The organism is Mesorhizobium sp. Mes31 (genome assembly GCF_024519675.1).
Classification (GTDB): domain Bacteria; phylum Pseudomonadota; class Alphaproteobacteria; order Rhizobiales; family Rhizobiaceae; genus Mesorhizobium.
This window is the reverse complement of the sequence record NZ_JALJRL010000013.1, coordinates 157338-184025: the sequence shown is the minus strand read 5'-3', so window position 1 is coordinate 184025 and position 26688 is coordinate 157338. Positions and strand designations below refer to the sequence as shown.

At 60.1% G+C, this 26688-nt stretch carries 26 protein-coding genes and 4 pseudogenes; 23 read left to right on the top strand and 7 right to left on the bottom strand.

Translation table 11 applies throughout. The features are described 5' to 3' along the window. The 3 genes and pseudogenes from NR193_RS22445 to NR193_RS33635 all read right to left on the bottom strand — a co-directional run. A pseudogene (locus NR193_RS22445) lies at positions 1-217 on the bottom strand (diguanylate cyclase); the annotation flags it as partial. A 45-nt stretch (positions 218-262) separates the two neighbouring features. Further along, positions 263-678 (bottom strand): annotated as a pseudogene (locus NR193_RS22440) (trimethylamine methyltransferase family protein). Positions 679-681: 3 nt separating this feature from the next. Continuing rightward, positions 682-765: a trimethylamine methyltransferase family protein gene (locus NR193_RS33635; RefSeq protein WP_375162729.1), complete on the bottom strand. Its 84-nt coding sequence runs from the start codon at positions 763-765 to the stop codon at positions 682-684. Positions 766-1608: 843 nt separating this feature from the next. Here NR193_RS33635 and NR193_RS22430 point away from each other — a divergent pair. Further along, positions 1609-1827, top strand: coding sequence for a hypothetical protein (locus NR193_RS22430; RefSeq protein ID WP_256752929.1), 219 nt, complete (start codon positions 1609-1611; stop codon positions 1825-1827). 601 nt (positions 1828-2428) lie between these two features. Continuing rightward, a complete protein-coding gene (locus NR193_RS22425; protein WP_256752928.1) occupies positions 2429-3418 on the top strand; it encodes an acetylserotonin O-methyltransferase in 990 nt (329 codons plus the stop codon). 99 nt (positions 3419-3517) lie between these two features. Here the strand turns inward: NR193_RS22425 and NR193_RS22420 are convergent. Further along, positions 3518-3685 (bottom strand): annotated as a pseudogene (locus NR193_RS22420) (CrcB family protein); the annotation flags it as partial. A 42-nt stretch (positions 3686-3727) separates the two neighbouring features. Between NR193_RS22420 and NR193_RS22415 the strand changes: the two are divergent. The 4 genes from NR193_RS22415 (at position 3728) to NR193_RS22400 (ending at position 6517) form a co-directional block, all read left to right on the top strand. Continuing rightward, the gene (locus NR193_RS22415) at positions 3728-4387 is read left to right on the top strand and encodes an ABC transporter permease subunit (RefSeq protein ID WP_256752927.1); all 660 of its coding nucleotides are present in this window, start codon (positions 3728-3730) and stop codon (positions 4385-4387) included. Continuing rightward, positions 4384-5427 carry an ABC transporter ATP-binding protein gene (locus NR193_RS22410; protein WP_256752926.1) on the top strand — a complete coding sequence of 348 codons (1044 nt, stop codon included), beginning with the start codon at positions 4384-4386 and terminating at the stop codon, positions 5425-5427. Before NR193_RS22415 ends, NR193_RS22410 begins: the two co-directional genes overlap by 4 nt. Positions 5428-5507: 80 nt before the next feature. Further along, positions 5508-6263 (top strand): COG4280 domain-containing protein, encoded by a 756-nt coding sequence (locus NR193_RS22405; RefSeq protein WP_256752925.1) that lies wholly within the window; start codon positions 5508-5510, stop codon positions 6261-6263. Further along, positions 6260-6517, top strand: a complete 258-nt coding sequence (locus NR193_RS22400) for a hypothetical protein (RefSeq protein ID WP_256752924.1) — start codon at positions 6260-6262, stop codon at positions 6515-6517. Before NR193_RS22405 ends, NR193_RS22400 begins: the two co-directional genes overlap by 4 nt. Positions 6518-6590: 73 nt before the next feature. Here NR193_RS22400 and NR193_RS22395 read toward each other — a convergent pair whose 3' ends face one another. Next, positions 6591-6998, bottom strand: coding sequence for a PepSY domain-containing protein (locus tag NR193_RS22395; RefSeq protein ID WP_256752923.1), 408 nt, complete (start codon positions 6996-6998; stop codon positions 6591-6593). Between the two features lie 279 nt (positions 6999-7277). Between NR193_RS22395 and NR193_RS22390 the strand changes: the two genes are divergently transcribed. From NR193_RS22390 to NR193_RS22325, 14 genes are all read left to right on the top strand, one after another. Further along, the gene (locus NR193_RS22390; protein WP_256752922.1) at positions 7278-7610 is read left to right on the top strand and encodes a hypothetical protein; all 333 of its coding nucleotides are present in this window, start codon (positions 7278-7280) and stop codon (positions 7608-7610) included. Positions 7611-8105: 495 nt separating this feature from the next. Further along, positions 8106-8465, top strand: coding sequence for a YkvA family protein (locus NR193_RS33630; protein WP_375162728.1), 360 nt, complete (start codon positions 8106-8108; stop codon positions 8463-8465). A gap of 24 nt (positions 8466-8489) precedes the next feature. Further along, positions 8490-8750, top strand: a complete 261-nt coding sequence (locus NR193_RS22380) for a hypothetical protein (protein WP_256752921.1) — start codon at positions 8490-8492, stop codon at positions 8748-8750. A 675-nt stretch (positions 8751-9425) separates the two neighbouring features. Beyond that, a complete protein-coding gene (locus NR193_RS22375) occupies positions 9426-9683 on the top strand; it encodes a hypothetical protein (protein ID WP_256752939.1) in 258 nt (85 codons plus the stop codon). A gap of 41 nt (positions 9684-9724) precedes the next feature. Next, entirely contained in the window at positions 9725-10519 is a 795-nt protein-coding gene (locus tag NR193_RS22370) for a hypothetical protein (RefSeq protein WP_256752920.1), read from the top strand. 129 nt (positions 10520-10648) lie between these two features. Then, positions 10649-11320, top strand: coding sequence for a winged helix-turn-helix domain-containing protein (locus NR193_RS22365; protein WP_256752938.1), 672 nt, complete (start codon positions 10649-10651; stop codon positions 11318-11320). After that, positions 11313-12671 carry an ATP-binding protein gene (locus NR193_RS22360; RefSeq protein WP_256752919.1) on the top strand — a complete coding sequence of 453 codons (1359 nt, stop codon included), beginning with the start codon at positions 11313-11315 and terminating at the stop codon, positions 12669-12671. Before NR193_RS22365 ends, NR193_RS22360 begins: the two co-directional genes overlap by 8 nt. Positions 12672-12798: 127 nt before the next feature. After that, on the top strand, positions 12799-13398 hold the full coding sequence (locus NR193_RS22355) for a hypothetical protein (protein ID WP_256752918.1): 600 nt from the start codon (positions 12799-12801) through the stop codon (positions 13396-13398). A 1-nt stretch (position 13399) separates the two neighbouring features. After that, on the top strand, positions 13400-14062 hold the full coding sequence (locus NR193_RS22350; protein WP_256752917.1) for an ABC transporter ATP-binding protein: 663 nt from the start codon (positions 13400-13402) through the stop codon (positions 14060-14062). Then, a complete protein-coding gene (locus NR193_RS22345) occupies positions 14055-14735 on the top strand; it encodes an ABC transporter ATP-binding protein (protein ID WP_256752916.1) in 681 nt (226 codons plus the stop codon). Before NR193_RS22350 ends, NR193_RS22345 begins: the two co-directional genes overlap by 8 nt. Next, complete coding sequence (locus NR193_RS22340) at positions 14732-17386, top strand: FtsX-like permease family protein (protein WP_256752915.1); 2655 nt, start codon at positions 14732-14734, stop codon at positions 17384-17386. Before NR193_RS22345 ends, NR193_RS22340 begins: the two co-directional genes overlap by 4 nt. Positions 17387-17566: 180 nt before the next feature. Next, a complete protein-coding gene (locus NR193_RS22335) occupies positions 17567-17821 on the top strand; it encodes a DUF1344 domain-containing protein (RefSeq protein WP_256752914.1) in 255 nt (84 codons plus the stop codon). Positions 17822-18260: 439 nt separating this feature from the next. Beyond that, positions 18261-18680 (top strand): universal stress protein, encoded by a 420-nt coding sequence (locus tag NR193_RS22330; protein WP_256752913.1) that lies wholly within the window; start codon positions 18261-18263, stop codon positions 18678-18680. 51 nt (positions 18681-18731) lie between these two features. Then, a complete protein-coding gene (locus tag NR193_RS22325) occupies positions 18732-20960 on the top strand; it encodes a plasma-membrane proton-efflux P-type ATPase (RefSeq protein WP_306280409.1) in 2229 nt (742 codons plus the stop codon). A 150-nt stretch (positions 20961-21110) separates the two neighbouring features. Here NR193_RS22325 and NR193_RS22320 read toward each other — a convergent pair. Further along, a pseudogene (locus NR193_RS22320) lies at positions 21111-21332 on the bottom strand (transposase); the annotation flags it as partial. 742 nt (positions 21333-22074) lie between these two features. On the opposite strand from NR193_RS22320, the gene NR193_RS22315 reads away from it, so the two are divergent. Beyond that, the gene (locus NR193_RS22315) at positions 22075-22968 is read left to right on the top strand and encodes a protein-L-isoaspartate O-methyltransferase (protein WP_256752912.1); all 894 of its coding nucleotides are present in this window, start codon (positions 22075-22077) and stop codon (positions 22966-22968) included. A gap of 78 nt (positions 22969-23046) precedes the next feature. On the opposite strand, the gene NR193_RS22310 is transcribed toward NR193_RS22315, so the two are convergent. Further along, positions 23047-23310, bottom strand: a complete 264-nt coding sequence (locus NR193_RS22310) for a hypothetical protein (RefSeq protein WP_256752911.1) — start codon at positions 23308-23310, stop codon at positions 23047-23049. A 226-nt stretch (positions 23311-23536) separates the two neighbouring features. Between NR193_RS22310 and NR193_RS22305 the strand changes: the two genes are divergently transcribed. Beyond that, complete coding sequence (locus NR193_RS22305) at positions 23537-25663, top strand: hypothetical protein (protein ID WP_256752910.1); 2127 nt, start codon at positions 23537-23539, stop codon at positions 25661-25663. A gap of 285 nt (positions 25664-25948) precedes the next feature. Continuing rightward, positions 25949-26680 (top strand): biosynthetic peptidoglycan transglycosylase, encoded by a 732-nt coding sequence (locus NR193_RS22300; protein WP_256752909.1) that lies wholly within the window; start codon positions 25949-25951, stop codon positions 26678-26680. The last annotated feature ends 8 nt before the right edge of the window (positions 26681-26688 follow it).

Genomic DNA, 26688 nt, shown 5'->3' with positions numbered 1-26688 from the left:
TCGCGACATGCAGCGTTCCACCCTTTTTCGGTTCGTCGGCCAGGGCTTTTGTCGGGGCGGCAAGGCCGATCATGCCATAGGCGAAAGCCGTCGAGGCGCCGAAGGCGCTGGCCAGCGCCAGGAATTCGCGCCGATCCATGCGGCCTGCACGTGTCTCTCTCGCCATTGCCTCGATAGCGCCCGGCACGCGGTCGCCATTGCTTCTGAAGAGCGTCATTTTTTTCTCCCTTTTTTTGTTCCCGTTCGTTGTTCGTGCGTCGCGTCAACTGACGCTGTTCGGCAGCGCCTCCTCGCGCCGCGCAATGAAATCCGTCAGCCCCTCCGCGATACCCTCTTCGAGCTTCGGCTCTTCATAATCCGCGAGCATGTTGCGCGCTTTTTCGCGGCCGCGCGTGTCGTGGTCCTTTGCCCCTTCAGCCTTCCATTGTTCGAACGAATTGAAGTCCATGATGGTGGGCATGAAGAAGGCCGACCGAAATGTTCGAGCGTGTGCTGGGTGCCGAGGAAATGGCCCTGAGGCCCCTCCTCGCGGATCGCCGCCATGGCCTCCTTGAAATCGTCGAATGGCAGCCCGCCGGCGTATTTGTACCAGCCGACAAGCTGTTCGCAGTCGGTGGCGAATTTTGAATAGCCGCAGTGCGCCACCGGCAGCCGGTATTTCAGTGCCAGTGCTCCCATCGTCTACATCATCTGGGCGCCCTCCGGCGTGCCGCCCATCGGGGCGCCGGTCTTCATGTCGACCGTCACCATGAACTGGCCGTAGATCTGTTTGTGGCGCGGCGATCGCCCCCGTCTTTAAGAACTGTCACTTGTTCGAGTCCCAGCGCTGCCCCAGGAAATTAGCCGTCTCACCCCGGTTCTTCCGCATCCACTGGATATAGCCAGCCTTGCTGGTAAGCGGAGGGCACTCTGGATAGTCGCGCGGGGACGGCGATTCCGGTCGAGAAGCCAGTGGAGACCAGTCCTCCGGCGCCGAAAAGCATCAATTCGCGTCGGTTCAGTGCCATGGCTTTTGACCTCCCTTGCGTGGCGGACCATCGAACAAAATTCCACCTTTGGAACCGAAGCTGTGGGCCGTCGAGTGGGGGCGGACATCATCGCCACAGTTCCAACGGTACAAGACATATACGGGATGGTTTGAGGCGAGATTGCCGGCGCTATACAAAACCGTAAGGTTTGACCGATCCCTTGGCCGGCACACAACCACACTTTACGTTGAAGATCGACTGCGGGCGGACGCCGTGGGAGCACGATTGATGGCTAAAGTGTTCCGACGCCCCACCTTCCCGACGGCAGCCTCGGGTGTTTCAGATCGCCGACCGGAAAAACGAACCGCAACCCCGGGCCGACAGGCAGCGAGGCCAAGCGGTTATTATCATCGCGAGTGATCCGCAACAGCACTGCCTTGCGCCCCGGCCTTGGAAACGGCAGTTGCGGAGCTCGAGGCAGCGATGAAAGCGCCCGCCCTGCTGGGAAGCCTTCGCTGGTCGCCACGGGCAACCGAGCTGACCATACTGCCCCCTGTAGTATTCCTCGCAGATTATATTAGCCACACCTGATAGAATTATTTAACCTGCTGCCACTTACGATACGGTAACGGTTGGCAGCGTGGCAAACGAAGCTTTGAGCGAAGATTTTCAATACGGCAGGGAGCGCAGGCGTCTAAAAAAAATTAGGCGACACCCGCTCAACTTTGTCTTCGACCCGTTCTATCCGATGATTATTGCCATCGTCTCTATCACAGTGGCCGTCTGGTATTTTGATATCCCGCTCGAACGGATGATCGACTTGGATGCGAGCCGTCTTTTGCGAAAATGGACTCACTGAGGGCAGAGGCCAGGTCGGCCTTACCCGCATTTTAACTAATGTAGGCAACCATCCTATTAATGTTCTATCGACGCGGGGGCGAAGTGGAATGACTGAACTTATTGATGAGGACGAACTTTCAAAAAACGGTACATCCGTGCGCTGGCGCACAACAGCGCTAACGACAATACGATTCGTTCCACCGATCATTTCGATATTTGCGCCATCGTGGCCGGCTATTTCACGTTTACGACTGCCAAGCCAAAACCGCCCGCAGATATAGCTGCGCTGGCGGTGTCAATATTGAAATCCGGTGATGCTTCCCCTGAGATGCGAGACTGGTCAGCGGACACTGTAGGAATACAGACCGACATTCCAATGCCGGCGAGATCAATCCGGCAGTAATGAAAAACATGCAAAACAACGCAGCCAAATTGCTAGCCGCGCTTGGCGACTGCATCGAAGCCATTGATGCCCATCTCGCAACGATGGACGACGCTCAACTCGAAACTCTCCTAGAGTCCCGCCCAGAGCGACCTAGGGGCTACCCGGCATTCAAGCAGGGCATGCAGGACTCATCATTGAGAGCCTGCTAAACTTCCGCGCATATCGGAGGAATGTCATGCTCAACCCATCACAACAGATCATGAGGCTAGGATTCGGATTCGCCGTGTCACAGGCGCTGCGCGTCATTATCGAACTCGGCATCCCCGATCTCCTTGCTGTCAACGAGCAATCGGTGGATGAACTAGCTGCTGCCACTCAGTCAGATGCTGACGCACTTTATCGTGTAATGCGACTTCTCGCGCCTGAAGGGGTCTTTAGGGAGGTACTGCCTCGTCATTTCGAGTTGACGGAGGTTGGTGCCGTGCTGCGCTCCGATCGGCCGGGTCCCCGTGACTTCGTCCGCATGATCAACAGCGAGGCCTATCTTGCCTTCGAGCAGCTCCTGCATTCTGTCCGCACCGGAAAGCCAGCCTTCGACAAGGTGTTCGGGAGCCCAAGGTTTGACTGGCTGTCGGAACACCCGGAGCAGGCTGCCTTGTTTCAGCGTGCCATGGTCGCCCTGAGCCAAGGCAGCAACGAGGCCGTTGCCGAAGCTTATGACTTCAAGCCGTTCACGTGCGTCGTCGACGTTGGCGGCGGGCATGGCCAGCTTCTCTCGGCGATTCTGGCCCGCAACCTACATTTGAGCGGCGTACTTTTCGATCTGCCTTCGGGCGTCGCGGCAGCACGCCAGGGTGCCGGGGGCAACCTGCCGCGGACCGAATTTGTCGCCGGTGATTTCTTTGAGAGCGTTCCCGCTGGTGACGTGTATGTCATCAAGAAGGTCATTCACGATTGGGATGAAGGGCGTGCCGCGGTGATCTTGCAAAATTGCCGCAAGGCAATGCTGCCGAATGGGAAGGTGCTTGTGGCCGAGACGCTCGTGCCGCCGGGTGACGAACCGAACCAGATCAAGGGTATCGACGTGGTCATGCTCGCCGTCACTGGCGGCCTGGAGAGAACGCAGGCCCAATATGCAAACTTGTTCGACGCCGCTGGGCTGCGCCTTGAACGAGTGATTCAGACCCAAGGACCTATTTCCATCCTCGAGGCGTGCCCAGCCTAATCAAAGAAAGCCCTTCCCGGCTGCTCTCACACGACGTCCGGTTCCGCCCAATAGGCCGGCCGGGTCTTGGCCAAAAGGAGACCGACCAACACCATACTGGAATCGATCGTTGGCCAAGTCAGCGTTCCGAAAGAAGCCGATTAGAAGCGATCCCGTGATATTGATGATGATCGTGCACCAAGGCAGTTGGCCCCCGATCGGCAGCGCCAGGACCGAAATAACATAGCGCGCGAGCGTACCCAGTGCGCCACCGGCCCCTACCGCAAGATCCGCTTGTTGGCGCGAGCTGTAGCCCGCCGGTGCGGCGGGATGAGGGCGGTCATCGCCAGTGCGCTTGCCCTGCTGTTGTCGGCGCAGCTCGACCGCGCGAGCCCGGTCCTGCGCACCGCCGTGGTTGGCCTGTCGCTGGGTGCGGTGGCGATACCGGGCATAGTGCTCGGCTTCGGCTATATCCTTGTCTGGAACCGCCTGCCGGGTTTCCGCGACTGGCCGTTTCCCCATTACGGCGATGGCTCGCTTCTGGTGATGGGTTATGTCGCGGCCGCACTTCCCTATTGTCTGGTGGTGATCCTTTCGGCCATCGGCCAGTTGGCGCCGAGCCTGACGGATGCGGCACGTCTGCATGGCGTCGGGACAATCCGGCGATTGCTGGCAATAACCTTGCCGCTGGTCCTGCTGAGCGTGGTGACGGCCTTCCTGCTGACGTTCATCCGCACCGTGTTCGAACTGCCGATTTCGCAGATGCTCATTCCCCAGAGCGGCCCGCCGGCGCCGACGCTCATTTTGAAACTGTTCAGCCACGACCGGGACGGCCTGGCATCCGCCATTGCGCTGGTCGCCATGGCGGCGGCGGGTATCGGCGTGGCACTGGTCTGGTACCCGCTTCAACGGTTCGTCAAACCGCGCCGAAGTGCCGGGCATGTCGATGCGGGCAGCAGTCAGATCGCGAGAGCGGGGGGCCTGTCATGACCGCCTCCCTGCATTGCGCCGGTATTTGCAAGTCGCTCGGAGGGCGCGCTGTTCTGGCCAACCTTGACCTCAAGATCGACGCCGGCGAAGTGGTGTCCCTGCTCGGCGCCAGCGGGTCCGGCAAGACCACGCTTCTGCGCATTATTGCCGGGCTAGTCGAGCCCGAAAAGGGACTGATCACGCTGGACGGACGTGTCGTGTGGAGCGAAAGGTCGGTCATACCAGCTGAAAAGCGGCGGATCGGCATGGTCTTCCAGGACTACGCGCTGTGGCCGCACATGACGGTCGCCAACAATCTGGCCTTCGGCCTCAAGGCGCAGCGGCTTTCGGATCACGACATCGCCCAGCGGCTGAACCACGCGCTCGACGTCACCCGTCTTTCCCCCTACCGGGATCGCTATCCTCCTGAATTGTCCGGCGGCCAGCAGCAGCGCGTCGCCATCGCGCGTTGCCTTGCCGCCCGCCCGGCGCTGATGCTGTTCGACGAGCCGCTCAGCAATCTCGACGCGGCATTGCGCGAGGACATGCGCATCGAGATGATGGATCTGGTGCGCCGAGAGGCCATCACCGTTGTCTATGTAACGCATGACCAGGCGGAGGCGATGGCCGTCTCCGACCGCATCGCCATCATGCGGGCGGGCGAAATCGTCCAGTTCGATACGCCGCGCGCAATATACGAAACGCCGGCCGATTCCTTCGTGGCCAGCTTCATCGGCGGCTTTTCGATCGTTCGCGGGCAGGTCCGTGACGAACGCTTCAAGATCGCCGACAGCGACGCCGAAACAGTGCGCACGCCGGGTGCCCGTTCCGGCGCCGGCATGCTGGTCATTCGTCCCGAGGATGCGCGCCCAGCCGACGCCTATCCCGACAACCGCTTGCAAGGCAGGGTTCTGTCGAGCGCCTTCCAGGGCCGATGCTGGCGACTGGCGGTTGATCTGGGGCCGCAGCGCGTGCGGCTCGACTGGCCCGAAGCGCCGCCGGTTGGCGCGTCACTCGCTTTTTCACTGCCACCCGAGCGCTGCGTGGTGCTGACCGCATAGTTGTTCTGGACCACGATCCGGGAGGTAGAAATGACCTTTCAAAAAGATCATGATCAAACGAGACAATACAGGAAGCCTTGATGCATAGTCTAACCCCCATCCTTTCGACGATAACGGCGGCATTTCTGGCGTCCTTCGTCGAGGTCGTCGAAGCCTTCACCATTGTGCTCGCGGTCGGGGTGACGCGCAGCTGGCGCCCGGCATTGATTGGCGCGGCATTGGCGCTGGCGCTGCTGGCGGCGCTGGTATTGGCGTTTGGCCCGCTGCTGGCGCTCGTACCGATTACCACGCTGCAATTCGTCGTCGGCGTCCTACTCATCCTGTTCGGCATGCGCTGGCTGCGAAAGGCCATCCTGCGCAGCGTCGGCGTCATTGCCCTGCATGACGAGGAGGCGGCCTTCTCCGAGGAAACCGCTGTCTTGCGCCGGCAGGCTAACGACCGCCGTGCCGACTATCTCGCCGGGCTGGCGTCTTTCAAGGCGGTGTTGCTCGAAGGCGTCGAGGTCGTGTTCATCGTCATTGCCGTCGGCGCAGCACACGGGCAGACGCTTTACGCCAGCATGGGCGCGCTGGCGGCGTTCGTCCTGGTGATGCTTATTGGCCTGGTCGTCCACCGGCCGCTTGCGCGCGTGCCGGAGAATGCGCTCAAATTCGTGGTCGGGCTGATGCTGACCAGCTTCGGCATCTTCTGGACCGGCGAAGGCATTGGTGCAGACTGGCCGGGCGCCGAATTCGCTTTGCTCGCCATTTTCGCCATTATCGCGCTGGCGTCCTTTGCCATGGTGCGCTGGCTGCGCAGCACCTATCCCACACTCACTGGAGGGCTCGCCCGATGAACGTCATTCGTCTTGCGGCCAAGGAATTCTTCGGCATGTTCGTCGATGACGGCAATCTGGCGCTGCTGGCGCTGGTACTGGTGGCCGCCGTCGTGGCGGCGGTGAAGCTGCTTGCGCTGCCGCCGCTGCTCGGCGGCGCCCTGCTGCTGGTCGGCTGTCTCGCCATCCTTTTGCAAAGCGTTCGCCGCGCCGCACGGTGTCGGTCGACGATCGGACTTGGCGGGCGCCCAAGACTGGGCGATCGATCAGATTGACTGTCACTTCGGATGGGCCCCTCAAAAAGCGGCGCCCTTTGATGGGCGCCGCAACTAATCAGCAACGTGAAAACTACTGCTGCGCATTCTCGCCAGTTTCGTTCTCGCCGCCGTTCTCCTGGCCATTCTCGTCACCATTCTGGCCGGAATGTTCGTCTTCCTGGTTGGACGCCATTTGGGTGACCTCCCCCGTAGCGGCATCAACCGCTACACTATGTTGCTGACCGTCGGCCGTAACGACCTCGACCTGGTAGAATGGCTTGCCATTCTCGCCTTCGAACGCGACCGACGCGACTTTGCCGCTGACCTTAGTTTCCGCCGCCTGCGCAGCCTGAACCGCCGTGACTTTGGCGCTCATTATGGACTGAGTTTCGGCCATTTCATTCACCACGCCATGACTGTTGGCGAGCGCTGTTCCAGCGCCTGCTGCACCCAGCGCAGTTGCCACCAGGGCGCCAGCGAGAATCAAATTCGTTTTCATATAAATCTCCACAATCGAGAAGCACCATGCCTTCTCTTCTTCATGGACATTACGACGCCAATCTCTTGGTCACCTTGCGCGCCCGTTACGGATTTGTATGACTGCAGGCCCGCCGCCGAATTCTTGATGCGGCCGGCGTTCCGAGCGCAGCATTCCAGGCGGATGAAGTTGGTCAACCGCGGCAACTTGACGAAGCCAAGTCCAAGGCACGCGATTTGAGAGGACATTGCGAAGCTCTATCGTGTACGCTGGGCGGGTTCAAAAAACAGGAGTCTTCATATGCTTGCAGGTCGCCTAACGATGGCGCGCACGATCCTGATGGTTGGGCTAGGCGCATTTGGGGCGGCCAACCATGTCGCCTCGGCACGAGCCCAAATTCTGGACCAATGGAAACCCGTTGAGAAGACGCTCTCGGATTATGTTTCGGAAGGCTTCGTGATCCAAACGATTCTTCTTGAGCACGTAACGCCGGTGGCGGTTCAAGCGACGCTCTATTTTTTGCGCAAGGACAACACCGTTGCTCGCTGCACGGAAACGACGACGAGGCGGGGCGGGTCCACCACGGCATTGTCCGTGACATGCGCGGAGCTGGGCAAGCCGGCGGGGAAATAGAAGTCCATCGCAGTATTCACAGGGTCGCAGGCTTTCCGCGGTCAGACTCGAACCTATGTATGCGAAGGGGTCCCAGCATCTTTGATCTGCATCGAGAGATCGCTTGCCGATGCGGCTTTGCCGGCAATTGGCGCAAAATCATACGAATCTGTAAATTGTGAGCAACCCCCTCTTCCGATAGCCTTGTTGTTGCCGGCCATTTTGCGGAATTGGTCTCGCAAGATCGTCTCATCGCCGCCATCCTGAAATCGGCACGTTGTAAGAGCATAGCCGCCAATGCCGCTGCTTTACCCCCGAGCGGCCAGCGCGGCCGAAAACAGGTTTGAGCAGCGAAGGACGGGCCGGCTCGATGCCGGCCCGTCCACTTTGAACGGCGACCTTTCAGCGGGCACGATGGACCCATGGCCGCGCAATCGGCTGGGGCGTTGACCATCAAGGGATGGGCGAAAAGGCCCTCAAACGGGACATAGCGGGACGTGATGACTCTTTCTCTCCCTGGCCGAGACCCTCAAGTGCCACGGTCGCAAAGGTACTCTCTTTGGCCGACGCCGCCTACGCGCTCAGTCCGATCGATCTGATCCCGAATTCATTCCGATCATCGGTTATCTCGATGACCTGGTCATCGTGCCGTTGACATTGGGCATCGCCTCGGCTCTTCGCACGATTCCGCCGGAACGGCTTGGGGACCTCAGGCGCACAACGAAAGAGCGCACTTCGGCTCGGCCGCAAAGCTCTCATCATCGCGCTCTGCACTGCTGTCACATCGATAGTCGTTGGTGCTGGCCGATTAGCCAACCCGACCTTACGAAACAGTATCGCCCAGGAGATTCTCCGGAAAGGTCCAACGTCTATTAAATTGTCAGCAACGGAGTTATCGCGATGAACAAACTGGTCGAAACTTTCTGGCTCGTATCCGCGCTCGTGATCGCCACGGCGCTTGCATTGGTTGCAGTCCCGATCCTCGCCTTCTTGTCACTGCTCGTGCTCCTGATCCCGGCTGCCATGTCGGCATTCGGTCGTCACGGTCGTCGTTCGGGCCCGACTCCGTGGCAAGCGCCCTCTCCATCTCGTTCAAGCAGACACCGGCCGGTGATCATCGAAGCGAGCTACCGACGGCTTGATCCAGACTCTTATCGCTGAAGATCTAATGTGACCCGCGCGGACGCCGGGCCCATGCAACGCCTGGGCCAAGGTCCGGCGTTTGCCTCTGAGGGTGATGCCGGAAGAATGGACCCAAGCGTATGGCCACGCTCGGCGTTCTCGTCCTGATCACGTACTTTTACCAAATGCGGGATTCGACACTACTGATCGAAGACGACAAGCGGACGGCCGACTTACGGTGAAGGGATATGGCGGGGCGGGACACTGGTGCCTTCGCCGACCTGCAATTGCAAGGCGCTGTCCTTCGACGATGTCCTCTAGGCCAACAAAGCACGTCGCGAGCATGACACCTTCGTGGATGCGCTACGCGAGCATGGTATTACCGTCCTCGACGGCGAAACGCTTGCCTTCCCGGAGCACGGCGTTGACTCCTTAATCGGCGCCTGGGCGCCGGTTCGACTGGCGACCACATGGTCGGTCAGGAGCCCGGCGGTGTCCTCCCGCAGACGAAAGATGTAATTCGTCACCTTTACAGAATAGCCGTACAGGATGGTATTATTCAGGCTCGCGATCACCTCACTTTCTTACATAATTGTAAGGCATTGGAAAGATCTGTGTGAACTCCATTCCCTATTGTATCGATGCCGGCGGGATTGTGCCTTGACCGGATTTATCAATGCCGTCGAAAGTCGGCAAAAAATAGGGAAATACACCATGAAAAAGCTTCTCCTTGCTGCCACCTTTTGCGCAATTGCTGCCTCCAGCCCAATCGCTTCTGCATTCGCCGCTTCGACGCCTTGCGAGGATGCGCTCAAGGACCTGCGAGCAGCAGAAGCTTCGGCGAAACTCAATGCAGGAGACAAGACAAAGGTTTCCGATCTCGAAGCCAAGGGCATCGAGCGCTGCAACGCGGACGACGACAAGCGCGCCGACGATTTCTTCGCCCAGGCCATGAAAGTCATGGGTAAGTAATCCAGTCGACAACTTCAACGCCTCGAAGACAGGATATCACCATGCTTCCCCGAACCACCCAATACGTCGAATCGGCCGCAAACCGAGTTCCCGATGTCACCGTCGATTTCTGGCTGATCAAACTCATGGCCGTCACCATGGGAGAAACCGCGGCGGATTATCTTGCCGTCAACCTTGGCCTTGGGCTGACGATGACGTCGCTGATCATGACTGGTGTCCTGTTGGTCGCCCTGGTCTTCCAGTTCGCGCAGAAGCGCTATATCCCTTGGGCCTATTGGCTAGCGGTTGTGCTCATCAGCGTTGTCGGTACGCTTGTTACCGACAATCTCGTCGACAATTTCGGCGTCCGCCTGGAAACGACGACGGTTGCGTTCAGCATCGTTCTCGCTGCAACATTTGCCGTCTGGTATGCCAGCGAAAGAACCCTGTCGATTCACACCATCTACACGACAAAACGGGAGATCTTCTACTGGCTGGCTATCCTCTTCACCTTCTCGCTCGGAACAGCGGCAGGAGATCTGGTCGCTGAAACGTTCAGCATGGGCTATCTGACCACCGGCCTCTTGTTTGGTGGTGTGATCGCGCTGATCGCCTTGGCCTACTATGCCTTCAGGCTGAATGGAATCCTCGCCTTCTGGCTAGCGTATATCCTGACAAGGCCATTGGGCGCTTCCTTTGGTGACTTGCTGTCGCAACCGCTTGAATATGGTGGCCTGGGCTTCGGCACCACCTTAACAAGCTTGATCTTCCTTGGCTGCATTGCCGCGCTGGTCCTTTACATGAGCCTGAAAAGGAACGCCGGCGAAATCGACGATATTCTGATCGAAGCCGAGTAGATACGCAGTTGTTGAACTGTTTCGATATGCTGAAATCGTCGCAAGCTTGATAATGGCCTCGATGGTGGCGATAATCGCCACCATCGAGGAAATTTGGGTATAATGTATGTCGAAGGGGCGGGCAGAAAGATGCGAATTCTAGTCGTTGAGGACGACCTTAAAACATCCCAATACATCGCAAAAGGCTTGTCCGAAGCAGGCCACATTTGCGATGTTTTGGCTGACGGGCATGACGCTCTCTTTGCGGCTACCCGCGACGCCTACGACGTGATTGTCGCCGACAGGATGGTTCCCGGCCTGGACGGCCTGTCGATGATCAAGGCGGTGCGTGCGGCCGGTGTGCGGACGCCGGCGATTTTTTTGACATCCATCGGCGGCGTCGACGACCGGGTCGAAGGACTCGAGGCTGGTGGCGACGACTATCTTGTCAAGCCATTCGCCTTTTCCGAGTTGCTCGCCCGTATCAATGCCCTTGGTCGCCGACCGGCAGCCCAGGAACAGAAAACCACCTTGCGGGTTGCCGATCTTGAGATGGACCTGATCATGCGCCGTGTTACGCGGCATGGTCAGACGATCGACCTCCAGCCGCGGGAATTCAGCCTGCTCGAGGTCCTCATGCGTGGCGAAGGGCGGGTGATTACAAGAACCATGCTCCTGGAGCGCGTCTGGGATTTTCATTTCGACCCAAAGACCAGCGTGGTCGAGACCCATATCAGTCGGTTGCGGTCCAAAATCGACAAGCCCTTCGAAACACAGCTTATCCATACGGTGCGCCATACCGGCTACAGCCTGCATGCATAACCTCAGACTTTTTCGGAGTACACCTTTTCGCCTCGCTTTAACGTTCGCGTTCCTGTTCGTGCTTGCCTTCATCGTCTCTGGCGGCATCGTTTATCGTTTGATGAGTGTTGACTTGGCAGACCGGCTCGACGAGTCCATCAAGGAAACCTATTCTGTCGTCGCGGCGACTTATGGCGCAAACGATCTGGATGATCTGGTTGCCACGGTGGAGAGCCACTCCAAGCTCAGCACGAAAAAAGAACAGCTGTTTTCGCTCACGGGCTCGGACGGTAATCATCTAGCCGGAAACTTCGTCGCGACCGCGCTCCCTGAGGGATTTTCAATAGTCGGCGTCCAGACGCCGGACGTGGCACCGGATGCCCGATATCGCGCCTATTCCGGCTCGATCGGAGGAAACAACCTGACAATAGCGTTCAGCCTGTCCGAAACCGAGGAACTGGAGACCATCGTCCTCATGAGTTTCGGCTGGGGAACGCTCATCATCACAGGTCTGGCTGTGATCGGCGGCGCCCTCCTTGCCTCCCGCGTCCAGCGACGACTGGACGGGATTGCCGCAACGATGGTGGACGTCTCGCATGGTCGACTTAGCGCCCGTATACCCTTGGTCGGAAACGGAGACGACATCGACGTCGTTTCGAGCCAGGTGAACGCCGCGCTCGACCGCCTGTCGGCGCTTGTCGACGGAATGAAACAGGTCAGCGCCAACATCGCGCATGATCTGAAGACGCCTTTGAACCGCCTCCAGATGATTTTGAACGCAGCATCCGAGAAAACCGCATTGGGCCAGACGGTTGGGGACGAATTGGAGGAAGCGCTGGACGAGAGCGCCGAGATTAACGCGACCTTTGACGCGCTGCTTCGTATCGCCCAGATTGAGGCTGGAGCTCGCAAGGCGCGGTTTGCAGACCTGGACCTAAACAGCGTTATCGGCTCTATAGCCGAGGTCTATGCCGATGTCGCAGAGGATGACGGCAAGTTGCTGTCGGGAGCGTTGCAAGCCGGGGGTGCCCAAATCCATGGAGATAGGGAACTTCTAACCCAGATGTTCGCGAATCTGGCAGAAAATGCGCTGCGGCATTGTCCCAAAGGTACCGTCATCCAGCTATCGACAGCGCGGCGGCCGGGTCGCATTCTCGCAACGGTCAGCGATAACGGACCAGGCATTCCCCCCGAAGAGCGCGAAAAGGTATTTCAAAGGCTGTATCGGCTCGACACTAGCCGATCCACGCCGGGGAGCGGTCTAGGACTAAGCCTTGTGAGGGCAATCGCTGATCTGCATGGCGCGACCATAGCGCTTGAAGACTGCCGGCCGGGCCTGGCAGTCATCGTGAGCTTTCCAGCAGCGGAATAGCCAACTGTGCAGGCACGGAGGCCGCCTCTGGAAGCTTACCGATCCGTATAGGGGCGGCGACGTCGCTGTAAGTTTGATGCGGTAGATTGAACGCACTGTCTGTTCAATTGGAAAGGCCGCAACAATTATGAAACGTATTTCTTCAACCACCCGCACTCTGCCTACTTTGACGCTCGCCATGGCCTTGGGAACCATGGGGGCATTTTTTCCAGCTATCGGCGCCCAGTCCGTGGCCGCTGAGAAGGCTGTCCCCGCGGAAAAAAATCCGCCCGGTGATATCCCTGATTCCCAAGTCTTCATCGACTACGCATCCTCACAGGGTTTTACGATGAAGGTGCCGGAGGGCTGGGCGCGGTCGGATCGTGCCGACGGCGCAAGCTTCATCGATAAGCTCGACGGCGTTGTTGTCTCCGCGTCCAAGGCAGCCACCGCGCCGACGGTCGAGAGCGCCAAGGCAACGTCTGTTCCGGAGCTGGAGAAGGCGGAACGCGCCGTAAAGGTCACCGCGGTCAAGGAGGTCAAGCTGCCGGCAGGTCCAGCCATCCGCATCGTCTACACATCCAATTCCGAGCCCAACGCCGTCACCAACAAGCAAATCCGGCTCGAGAACGAGCGCTACCTCTATTTCAAGGATGGCAAGCTGGTCACGCTCGAACTCTATGCCCCCAAGGGCGCGGACAATGTCGATCAATGGCAGCTGATGTCCAACTCGTTCACGTGGAAGTGACATGCCTATCCTTGTAGCGCATGAGCTCTACCGGTTCTTCCACATCGGGGATGACGAGACAGCCGCACTGCGCGGCGTCAGTTTCCAGCTCTCGGCCGGCGAGATTGTTGCATTGACGGGGCCGTCGGGGAGCGGCAAGTCCACGCTTCTATCCTGCCTAACCGGGCTGGATGAGCCGGATGGCGGCCACGTGGAAGTGTCCGGGGTGCGGCTGACCCGGCGATCGGAGGCTGAACGCACACGCATCCGCGCCGCCAGTTTCGGCATCCTCCTGCAGTCTGGGAACCTGTACGGGCATCTGACCGTCGAACAGAACCTTCGCTTCCAGATGCTCCTGGCCGGAAAACCGGACGAAAAGCGACTTGCCGCCCTTCTGGAGGGAGTCGGCCTTTCGCACCGTGCAACGGCATTTTCAACCCAGCTTTCAGGTGGCGAAACGGCGCGGGCCGGCCTCGCCGTGGCCCTGGCCGCCGACCCTCCCATTCTGGTTGCCGATGAACCCACCGCCGAGGTCGATCGCGAGACAGAATCCAGGCTCATTGGCCATTTCGAGGCGAGGCGCGAGGCGGGACTGGCAACCCTGCTGGCGACGCACAGCGAAGCGCTGGCGCACCGAGCCGACCGGATCGTCAGGCTGAAAGACGGGAGGATCGTCAGTGAGTGAAACACTCGTTGTTGGCAAGGGGCTCGGCCGAGACTTCCGCGATGGAAACGCCGGCCGCGTCACCGTGCTGCGCGATGCGGACTGCGAAATCGTCAGTGGCGCGCGCATTGCTTTGGTTGGACCCTCCGGCAGCGGCAAGTCCACCCTGCTGCATATCCTTGGCGGACTGGACAAGCCGACAAGGGGCACTATGGAATGGCCTGGCCTCGGTTCGTTCGAGGAACTCAGGCCACGCTGGATCGGGTTCGTATTCCAGACCCCTAGCTTGTTCCCAGCGCTCACAGCGGTTCAGAATGTCGAATTGCCGCTGATATTGGGCGGCAAAGTCCCCGCGGACAACGCCACGGCGATGTCGCTACTTGACGCCTTTGGCCTTGGCGAGGTCGCCGACAAATTGCCAGAGGAGTTGTCAGGAGGACAGGCACAGCGGGTGGCAATGGCCCGCGCGCTTGTAATTGGGCCAAAACTCATTCTGGCGGACGAGCCGACAGGGCAGTTGGACAGCGTGACGGCGCAACTCTTCTTTGACGTCCTTCTCAAAGGATTGGAAGGCACAGACGTGGCCCTCGTCATCGCGACCCATGACGAGGCTGTGGCCGCCCGGATGGCGACGCGCTGGACAATGGACCATGGACGGCTTGTTAGTGGTCGTCGCAGGAACGAGGCGGCATGATGTATCTTCTCTGGGTCCGTGGGATACTCGCCCGCCGTTTCCTGCGTGTCGCCGGCTCGACTGCGGGCGTGGCACTGGCAGTCATGCTTCTTGCTGTGGTGGGCCTGTTCCTCGTCAACGCCGGCAACTCCATGACGGCCCGCGCCATCTCGGCCGTTCCAATCGATTGGCAGGTGCAGGTGATCCCAGGAGCCGATCCCGACCTTGTTGGCAAGGCCTTAAGTGACGCCGCAGGGGTTAAAACTGTCCACCGCGTCCGCTACGCCGATGTCGCAGGTTTTGAGGCGCAGACGGGAGGGACAACGCAGACCACGGGACCGGGGCAAGTCATCGCCTTGGACAGCGGCTATTTGAAGGACTTCCCGGCGGAAGTGCGGCCGCTTGCCGGAGATGCCAACGGCGTGCTCATCGCCCAGCAAACGGCAGCCAACCTGCACGTCGGCCCTGGCGACATGATCTCGATCAAGCGGATCGGGCTGCCTTCGGCAGACGTCAAGGTCGCCGGCGTGATTGATCTGCCCGATGCGGATTCCCTGTTCCAGGCGGTGGGCTTGCCACCTCAGGCAGCCCCACAGGCGCCACCGGACAACGTGCTGATCCTGCCGCAGCAAGACTGGCAGCAATTGTTTGATGCTCAGCAGAAAATACGCCCTGACACCGCCAGGCTGCAGTTGCATGTGCAGCTTGCTCACGCCACGCTGCCACCCGACCCGGTTTCGGCATACAATTTCGTTACCGGCGCGCAGAAGAACTTTGAAGCGAAGATCGCGGGTCAAGCCCTGGTCGCCAACAATCTCGGTGCGCGCCTTGACGCCGTACGCCAGGACGCGCTCTACGCCTCCGTTCTGTTCCTGTTTCTCGGCCTGCCCGGTATCGCACTGGCCGTGGTCCTCACTTTTGCCGTGACATCGTCAGGCGCCGCACGCCGGCGCATCGAACAGGCCCTGCTCCGAGTTCGTGGCGCCACCACCGGCACAATCATGTCCTTGTCGGCCACCGAAGCTGCGATAGCAGCGCTTGGCGGCACCGCGATCGGTATTGCCGGCACCGAGCTCTTCGGCATTCTGGTTCCCGGTATGCTCGAAACGTCATCCGTCAGCGTTCCAATGCTGGTTTTTGTCGTGGGCGTGGGATTGCTGCTGGGCTTCACTGCCTTTCTTTGGCCAGCCTGGCGTGACGCGCGTTGGATCACGGTAAGTTCTGCCCGTCACGTTGTCGTCCGCACGAGAACGCCCCTTTGGCAGCGAGTGTGGTTAGACTTGATCCTGCTGGCCGCCGCCGGACTGTTCTTCTGGCAGTCCGCGAGCACTGGATATCAGATCGTACTCGCCCCTGAAGGCGTCGCCGCGACAGCAGTCGACTACAAGGCGTTCATAGCGCCTGCGCTGTTCTGGCTGGGTACAGCTCTGCTCACCATCCGTCTGTCGGCCGTGATTATCTCGCGCAACGGCGCCATGCTGCGAGGTATCGTGAGGCCGGTCTCAGGGCCTCTGGCTTCCATCGTGTCGGCGGCGTTGTCGAGACAGCCACGGCGCTTGACCATCGGCATCGCGATGACCGCGCTGGCGATTTCCTTCGCCACGTCAACCGCCATCTTCAACACCACTTACAACGCACAGGCCCGCGTCGATGCTGAATTAACCAATGGATCCGACGTCACTGTGTCCGGGACAGCTGATAAACCGGCCGGGAAGCATCTGGCAGCCCTGTCGGCACTGCCAGAGGCAGCCGCGGCCGAACCCATGCAGCATCGCTTCGCTTACGTTGGAGCTGATCTGCAGGATCTCTACGGCATCGACCCTATCCGCATCGAACGCGCGACAAACCTGTCCGACGCTTATTTCAGTGGCGGCAGTGCGGCCGCCATCCTGGACCACCTCGCCTCGACGCCCGATGGCGTGCTCGTGTCGGAGGAGACGGTCCAGGATTTCCAGCTCCAGCAAGGCGACACGATCAATCTTCGGCTCTTGAGCGCGGGGGATCACCAATATCATCCGGTTCCATTCAAGTTCATCGGTGTGGCACGTGAATTTCCGACCGCGCCGAAGGATTCGTTCCTTGTTGCCAATGCTGCCTATGTGGCCCGCATGACCGGGTCTGATGCGTCCGAGTACGTGTTGATGAGAGCGAAAGGCGATCCCCTTGCGCTGGCACGACAGGTATCATCGGCAGTCGCTATCGACCCGTCGTTGAAAGTAGCTGACATCAGCCAGGCGAAGCACCTCATCGGTTCGAGCCTCACCGCAGTCGACCTAGGCGGATTGACGACGATCGAACTTGGGTTTTCTGTGGTTATGGCGGCAGCTGCGGCCGGGCTGATGCTGGCGTTGGGATTCGTCGAGCGCCGCCGGAACTTCGCCATCCTGAGCGCAATCGGGGCCAAGCCCCGGCAATTGGCGGCGTTCTTGTGGAGCGAGGGCCTCCTCATTGTTATCGGCGGCATCATGTTCGGTCTGGCATCTGGTCTCATGACGGCCTGGATGCTGGTCAAACTGTTGACCGGGGTGTTCGATCCTCCCCCCGAGGCGCTTTCGATTCCATGGACCTACCTGGCGATCGTGCTCAGTCTTGTGATCGCATCGGTCGTCATCGCGGTCTTGTCTGCGAGCCCCTCGCCCGGGCACGACGCCGAGCACCTGCGGGATATCTGACAACCACTTAAGCATACTTATTTGTAAAGCGCCGGCCATCCCGCCGAAAACTCCGGGGCCTAGGCTCACTCCATCCTCTCTCAAGGTGAGAGAGATGATCCGGAAACTTTCCGGATCGCCCAAGCTGCCACTATGGGCTCAACGGCCCTTGCGGCACCCCAACCAAACAGGAAAACGAAAATGAAGAAATCAGTCATGGCTACCGCGATGATCCTGGCAGTCGCGTCTTCCACCGGTGCTTTCGCCAAAGCAGCCACTGGGACGATCACAAGCGTCGACAAGAACGGCGACTCGATCACACTGTCCGATGGGCAGACCTTCACCCTTCCGGAAGGCATTGAAGCCGAGACATTGAAGGTCGGTGAGAAGGTGAGTGTCACCTACATCACCAAGGCCGGCAAGCTGTCGGTTTCGAGCATCCATCAGGCCAAGTAGCCCATCTTCCAGCGAAACGAACCGGGCGGGCTTTGCCGGCCCGGTCATTCGCCGCCCATCGGCGGTTTTTGGCACCTTTTACAGAAGCCTGTGGCAATCAGATCGAGCTTAGCCTCCAAGTCTGCTGCACAGAGGCTGGTGAGTGCTCCCCCGAGAACGTCCGGCTCACCAAGTGCGCGGGGATCCTGGGCCCCTAAGCCCATAAGGCGTTTACCGCCCAGGAGGGCATAGCGTTGGTTTCCCGCTAAACGTCAGAGGGATACTTTCCAGCTATTCTGCCCCTGGATCACTTGATCTTGATCAAGGTCAATCGGAATGAGGGATCACTAAGGTTTGTTCGGTCTGCGGTGATACTGTCCCAATTTGTCCGAAAGATCGGCCAAAGGTCATTGTTCGCTCATCCGAGCAAAGAAAGGAGAGCAGGATGCGTTTTCGGAAGGTGCTCATCGCCGTCGATGACGATCCGATCGCGGCCCAAGCAGCCGAGGTTGGCATGGATCTGGCACGCACCCTCAATGCCGAGGTGGCACTGATCCATGCCATCGACCCGTCATTGATCTTCGCGCCAGAGGCCGGGATTGCGGCTGACGAGCTTGCTCTTCGCGCCGAACAGGATGGTGCGCGACTGATGGCGGATTTCCGTGCCCGGTTGCCGGCCACTACCCATGTTCTGCAGTTCATCCCACAGGGACCGCCCGGATCGGAGATCGTCAAGGCCGCCCGAGAATGGGCCGCGGATCTCATCGTGATCGGCAGTCATGGCCGCCACGGCATCACACGGGCTTTGGTCGGCAGCGTCGCCGACGCCGTAATGCGCGAGGCATCCTGTCCTGTTCTCGTCGTCCGAGCCAAAGAGTGAGCAACCTTCACGAACCCGGAAACGACCACTCTGAACCCGCCGAAAGAACGGTTGCCGAAACGCTTGCCTGCCTCGCTGCCGGCCCGACCGGTCTTCCCAGCGGGGAAGCCAAGGCAACGGCTTACCCGGATTGGGCCAAACGCCGTGGCAGAGGCCAAGGCTCATCCGCTCATCGGCTTCGCACGCAAGTTCTGGGGTCTCTCAGCCTGGATGATCGAGCTGATTGTCCTCGTGTCCTTCACCCTCCAAAAGTGGGCCGATCTGTGGATCGCGCTAGCGCTTCTCCTGGTAAACGCCATCCTCGGCTTCCTCCAGGAACATCGCGCTGCCGCAGCGGTGTCGGCGCTGCGGAGGAAACTGCAGGTCACTGCGCGCGTGCTGCGCGACGGCGTGTGGCACGCGATACCAGCACAAGAACTTGTTCCGGGTGACGTAGTGCGGGTGCGGTCAGGGGATTTCGTCCCGGCGGACGCCCAGATTATCGACGGTGCGCTGCAGGTCGATCAATCCGCGCTGACGGGCGAATCCCGAGAGATCACCAAAACGAACGAAGGCGTTCTCTATTCGGGCTCTATCGTCAGGGACGGCGAGGCAACCGCGGTCATTATCGCGACAGGGCTCAAGACCTTTTTCGGCCGCACAACGCAGCTTGTGGAAAGCGCGCATCCGAAGCTGCACGTCGTGGAGGTCATTACACGCGTTGTCAAGTGGTTGTTCCTCATCGTCGCGATTCTCGTCGCGATCGCCTTGGTTGTATCGCTCGTCGAAGGCTTGCGTCTCGTCGACATCCTGCCGCTGTCGCTGGTGCTCTTGATGAGCGCTGTCCCCGTAGCGCTGCCGGTCATGTTCACCGTCAGCATGGCCGTCGGTGCGAGGGAGCTGGCGCGTCGCGGCGTGCTTGTCACGCGGCTAAGCGCCGCCGAAGACGCTGCGAACATGGACGTCGTCTGCGCCGACAAGACCGGGACGCTCACTATGAATCGGCTGTCGTTCATGGGCGCCCTGCCCCAGCCGGGATTCACCGCTGAGGACGTCCTGCGCGTGGGAGCCCTCGCGTCCCAGGAGGCCGACCAGGACCCGATCGATCTCGCCTTCCTGCGGACGGTCCGCGACCGTCATCTGCTTGATCAAGGGACAGCGCTCATTTCCTTCACACCCTTTTCGCCGAAGACGCGCAGAACTGAGGCACTCGTCGAGCGTGGCGGCGTCAGGACGCGGGTTATGAAGGGCGCACTGCGCACGGTGGCCGAGGCGGCAGGTCTTGATGGAGCGGCCGTCACTGCCCTCGAAGCTAGGGCCACCGAAGAGGCCCGGCAGGGAGTCCGGATGCTGGCCGTCGCACGAGCCGATGACGAGGCGCCCTTGCAGTTCGTCGGTCTCGCGCTGCTCCATGATGCGCCGCGACCCGACTCGCGCCAGCTCATCGACGAGCTCCGTTCGCTCGGCGTCACGGTAAAGATGCTGACGGGCGACGCACTGCCGGTCGCGCGCGCCGTGGCCGGCGAGCTCGGCTTGGGCGAGATCGTCCGCGCCCCCGAAATGCATGCCGCCGGCGATGCTGCCGCGGACGACACGTCGGAGCTGGTCCGAGGTTCAAGCGGCTTCGCCGAGATGTTCCCAGAGGACAAGTTCTTGGTCGTGAAGAGCCTCCAGACCGCCGGCCACGTCGTCGGCATGACCGGAGATGGCGTGAACGACGCGCCTGCGCTGCGTCAGGCTGAGGTTGGCATTGCCGTGAGCCGCGCGACCGACGTCGCCAAAGGGGCGGCGAGCGTGGTCCTGACGACCGAAGGTCTTGGCGGTATCGTCGATCTTGTGAGAAACGGCCGTGCCATCTATCAGCGGGTTCTCACCTGGATCGTCAACAAGGTGAGCCGCACCATCCTCAAATCAGGCTTCGTCGTGATCGCGTTCCTGGTGACCGGCAAGTTCGCTATCTCGGCGCTTGGGATGGTGCTCATTGTGTTCATGACGGACTTCGTCAAGATTGCGCTCTCGACACACCGCGTACGCCCATCCTCAAATCCGGAGACCTGGAACATCGGCCCGCTTGTCAGGCTCGCAGTTCTGTTGGGCATCGCCATGCTCGTCGAAGCGCTGGTGCTGCTCGCGATCGGCTGGCGCCAGTTCGACCTCGGGAACCATTCGGGCCAGCTACAGACCTTCACCTTTCAGACGTTGCTCTACTTTGCGCCTTTTTTCCATCGTGTCCATTCGCGAGCGGAGGGCTTTCTGGGCCTCGCGGCCGAGCGCGATCCTTGCGGCAGCTCTCCTCGCTGACGCGTCACTGGGGGTATTGATCGGCGCATTTGGCTTGGTCGAGCTGAAGCCTCTGCCGCCTACACATACGATCCTGATTGTCGGCTTCGCCCTCGTTAGCTGCCTCGGTCTCAATGACCTAGTGAAGTGCGTTTTCTTCAGGCGGTTCCGTTAGGGCCGGAATAACCGAAGCCAAATCAGCCACCTAAGCAGGAGGGAGAAGTTGTATCCGGCGGCGGCCAGGACGGCGTTGACGGCGTCGCCTTGCTGGCCGGCGAGGTAGTTGCGGCCCTTCCGGTGCTCGGCCTTGATGTGGCCGATCACCGGCTCAATCGCGCAGCGGCGGCGCATCTGGCGCTTGATGGCCGGGGTGACGCGGCGTTTCTGGCCGCTGGGAGCGCTGGCTCGGGAGTTGCACACCGAGGAGGCGACGGCCCCACCCAGCGCAAGACCTGGATCCCATGCGGCGAAGATACCGAGGAATCCCTCATTCGCATCATCTGGCAGCAGGCCGACGCTCAAGCGGAGCCCTTCGAAGATGCACGGTTCGACGCTGTCCTGTTCAAACGTCTGGGGGCAATCGAGGAAATCGAGTTCGCCGAAGAGGTGACGTGGGCACGTCACGCGCTCGGCCACTTCAGGCCTAAGAGGCGGAATGCGCGAGCGCCGCGTCCTGTCGCGCAAACAGTCCTTCGAAGCCTTCGCCCGAAGCGCTCATAGCGCAACAAGGCCTTCCAGAGAAAGGAGGCGGTTCGTCTGACGCAAAAAGACTTGGAACCTGGCGTAAGTCTTACGGAATCGTAAGGACGCGGAAAAGTTGGCGTAATGTTGATTTCCTATTCGGTATGTGTGGTGGAAGACTTTGCGGTCGTGACACAGGAAGTCGGCCATGAAGCCGACTAAGCCCGGCAGCCGATCGGCATTGAAGCGCGACCGACTGATCTGTGGAGTAGGGAGGCGTCTGAGATTAAGCTGACGAGGGTTTTGAGATCGTCCGGTGGCAGCTGTGTGTGGCGGGTTTCAGCCGCCTCGTTATATGTCCGGGATGTGCTCCATGAGCCCTCCCGAGTGCGGCCCGCTAATCCCGAAATCCTTCAACCTGGCGGAGAATGTCCTGAGGTACGGAGGAGATGGCATGGACAGACGTGACTTTCTGACGCTGGGCGCCAGCGCAATAGCTTTTGCAACCGTCCCGGCGGCGGCGCGCGGCACTGTGCCGTCCCTTGCGTCGACGCGCGTCAGTTCTCCGTTCGAGCCGGCCGTCATGCCGCCCATGAGTTCCCGTACATCCTTCATCGACTGGATGGTGAAGCACCGCGGCGAAACTCCCCGGTATCTCGGGGAGCGCTACGATCGTTTCCAGCAACTGGTTGCGCATCACGACGTCTGGGCCGATCGCGACAAGCGCGCCTATCTGATGACGCCGCGCGAGGATTTCGTCACCGACCGAAATCTGTCGCGCGCCTACGAGTGGCATTATCTCGACATTGGATATGGCGTAACGATCACCGGCCCGCACACGGTCGCCCGCATGACCAACACAATCGACCCGCAGCCCGGCGATAAGGTGCTGGAGGTGGGTACCGGATCAGGGTACCAGTCTGCCTATCTGTCCTATCTGACCGATAGGATTTGGACGATCGAGATCATCAAACCGCTCTTCGAACGCACCGGTAGTGTGTTCTCAGACCTGATCGCGCGCGGATATTCCGAATACGGCGCCATCCGCCGTAAGAACGCCGACGGCTATTATGGCTGGCCGGAAAACGCGCCGTTCGACAAGATCATCGTCACTTGCGGGATCGACCACGTCCCGCCGCCTCTTCTTAACCAGTTGAAACCGAACGGCGTCATGGTTATCCCGATCGGCCCGCCGGGCGCGCAACATGTGTTGAAGATCGTCAAGCATCAGAATCCTGACGGGACCTTCCGAGTTGAGCGTTCCGACATCTATCATGGATCCGTCGTCAATTTCGTGCCCTTCACACAACTCGTTGCGGGGCGCATCTCTGGGACTCACAACCATTGAACCAGGCACGGCCGGGCGAAGGTAGTCAGTGATGACGACGACCCGGCCCGGGCAACGCCATGGGACAGGAGCAGCGTTCTACATATCGATCGGAATGATCTCCAGCGCCGTGATCGCGCTGCAAATCTGCGTGATGCGAATTTTCGCGGTCGGAAGCTGGACGCATTTCGGATCGATGGTGATCAGCTTGGCACTGCTTGGCTTTGGTCTGTCAAGCGTTGTCCTCTTCTCTTCGAAGGCATGGTTTGAGAGGCATTGGTGGGGGAGCGCTGGAGCCTCGCTGTTCGCCTTCGGCCCGCTCACGGTCGCCAGCAATTTCGCCGCCCAGGCCGTTCCGTTCAACGCCGTCTTTCTGGTTTCCGATCCGGCGCAGAAATGGCGACTGCTCGCCAATTTCGTTCTGTATCTCTTGCCATTCCTTTCCGCCGCCCTGTTTCTCGGGATCGTCTTCCTCAAGGGCAGGAGCATTTTCGATCGTCTCTATTTCGCCGATCTGATCGGGGCGGGGTTCGGCGGTGTCGTCGTCCTCGGCGGCCTCTATCTAGTCGCACCGGAACGCATTCTCGTCGTGCCGCTTGGCTTGTGGGCGCTTGCAGTCATCACGTGGCTAACCGCTTCGGGGCCGATTGTGACCGCGGCGGCGCTCGGAGGCATCGTGCTCTCCGTTGCCGCCTATTTCGCTCTGCCCGGTGTCCTTGGTGTTCCAGCGCTCTCGGTCAACCCGTACAAGGGCATTTCCTATGCGCGCAATTTCCCAGACGCAGAACGCATCTATCGCAAAGTCTCGCCATTCGGCGATCTGCAAATCTATCGCAGTTCCTACATGCATTTCGCCCCTGGCCTCTCCGATAACGCCGCCTTCAATTTGCCGGAGCTTCCCGCCAACACCTATACCGGGATGTTCGTCGACGGCGACGGACCGGAAGGCATCATGGGCGCCGTGCCGGCGGAAGACCGCGTCTACTTTCGATATCTCCCGGCGTTCTATCCCTATGTCGTGAAGCACGCGCCGCGGACTTTCATTGTTCAGTTCGGCGGCGGCATATCGACCCGTGTCGCACTTCAGGCAGGGTCGCGCTTGGTAACGGCCGCCGAAAGCAATCCTGCGATCGTCCGGGCTTTCGAGGCTCCGACCCTCAGGGTCGCAACAGCGGCGATCCTCGGCTCGCCGCGGCTGAGGCTCCTTCAGGGCGACGGCCGCCTCGTGCTCGAACGCGACAAGGCACGTTACGACGTGATCGACCTAAGCCTGGCGGACTCCATCGGCCTGTCCAATCCGGGCGGCTTCGCGGTGGTCGAAAAGTATCTCTACACCGAACAGGCCATGCGCGCTTACATGCGCGCGCTCGCGCCAGGCGGTGTGCTTGCGGTGACCGTCTGGAACAAGGAGGAGCCGCCCAAATCGGTGCTCAAGCTCTATGCGACCATCGCCCGGGCGGCCCGGACGCAGGAGCGCGGCACCATGGCGCGTAATTTCTTCGTCGCATCGAGCTATCTTTCGACCACGACCGTACTCTACAAGCGGGGCGGGTTCGCGGACGATGAAATCGCTCGGCTGCGCGACTACACGCAGGCAATGTCCTTCGACGAGGTCTATTGGCCCGGCTTTCCCTACGATACCGCTGAGACGCCAAAAATCCTATCCGCCTATCGCGGTTCAATTTTCGGCAGCGCGACAATGGCGACCTCGGGTAATCCGACCGCATCCGAAACTTCGGCATCATCTCCGTCAGTCCCTGATGGTACTGCTGCCGAGAACTCGGGCACCTCGGAGGACGGGGGCGCCTCGGGCAACGGCGAGGACGCTACGATGCCGTCCACCACGATGAACCGGCTCGCCTGGCATTATCTCATCAATGGAGGGTGGCGCGATATCGCTCGTCAATACGTATTCGACGTAAGGCCGCTGACGGACGAGCGCCCGTATTTCGCCGGCTATGAGCGGCCGTCCGATCTCATGCGCACCCTCGACCGCCTCGACCTCTTTCAGGACGATTGGGGCTATCTGGTCCTTTGGGTCGCGCTCGGGATTGCTCTCGTCGCGATCTTGCCTCTGATTGCGCTTCCGGTGGCGCTCGGTTGGCGAAGCGCACTTGTGCGTACCCCCGGAAAGGCGTCGGCGATCAGCTATTTTGCTTGCCTTGGCCTTGGCTATATTACCGTCGAGGTCGGCCTTATCGAACGTTTCACCGTCGCTCTTGGCAGTCCGGCCGTCTCGGCAACGGTGATGCTGAGCGGCATCCTCGTTTGCTCGGGACTGGGAAGCCTCTTTTCCGGTCGACTCATGAACATTGCGCCGAAGGCGATACCGATCATTCTCGTGCTCATCTCCGCCCTGTTGTTCGCGTTCTCCCGGACCTCCTCACCGCTCCTTGATTGGGTCGGCGGCCTTTCATACTGGGCTCGACTTGCGCTCGCGATCACGGTGGTCGCGCCGGCTGCCTTCCTCATGGGATTCCCGATGGCAGCCGGTATGGTTTGGCTCGCCCGACTTGGCCGGGAGCATCTGTTCGTCTGGGGGTGGGGTGTCAACGGCTGCTTCTCGGTTGTCGGCGCCGTTCTGGTACCCATCGTAGCCGTGACATCCGGGCTCGATACCGTAATCGAACTGGCCGCAGTCGCCTATCTTCTTGCAGCCCCCGCCTTCCTCGGGCTCAGCAAGGATACCGGCAACCCCGCCTTGGAAGGATCATGACGCTCGCTCTGGCGCAGGTCGGATCTTCCGCGGTTGCGCTACACGGCGCAAACCTTGACGAGGTACGACGTAAGCTGGCATTTCCAACGTTCTCACGGCTTTGATCTAACAGATCTTGAATGTACCTTCCCAACACATAGGCAATCATGCAGAATGCAACCGCGAGCTTGGTGACAGCACAGCCGCACTCAGCTTTTAGGCCCAGTGATCAATCTGAAGCTCGATCCCTGCCATAACGACGATAGGCACCGTGGAAAGGGGAGCGTCCGTCCTATGGTTAGGATGATGGCTTTCCTGGTTCTTGCCGGAGTCGCGGCCATCGTGGCCCCGTTCGCCATAACGCCATCGGTCAACGACGCTGCGATTCTCGTCCAGGCCCAAGCCGAGAAACACGGCGCCGGCTATCCAGCCCCCGCGCCTCCGCAGCGCTTCAGTCAAGCACTCGTCGCGACCGAGGACCACCGATTCTACTCTGTCTTCGATCCCGGCGTCGACCCATTCGCCGTGGGCAGGGCGGCCTTGGGCCAGATACTGCGATGGAGAGACCAAGGCGGAAGCACGATTGAGCAACAACTTGCGAAAATGCTCTATACTCCGCGTGATCATGGCACGGGTGCGAAGCTGGAGCAGGTGGCGCTCGCCATTAAGCTGAGTTTCACTTACGCCAAACCAGACATACTAGCCATGTACGCCTCCGTGGTTTATTTCGGCAGTGGTTACTATGGTCTCGAAAACGCAAGCTGTGGCTATTTCGGTAAGCCGGCCGCGTCTTTGACGTGGGCACAGGCTGCGATGATGGTTGGGATCATTGACGCTCCGTCGATCTATAATCCGCGCGTCAATCCCGAATATGCTTCCGCGCGCGAGCGTCACGTCTTGGCCAGGCTGGTTACGGTCGGTGATATAACAGAGGCGCAAGCGAAGGCTGAGCTGGCGCAGCCGATTGGCCTTATTGCAAAGGCCAGTGGAAAAAATCTTCCTTGCCATCAAGCCAGCCAGGGCGGTCCAGTTAAGTAAGCTTCGAT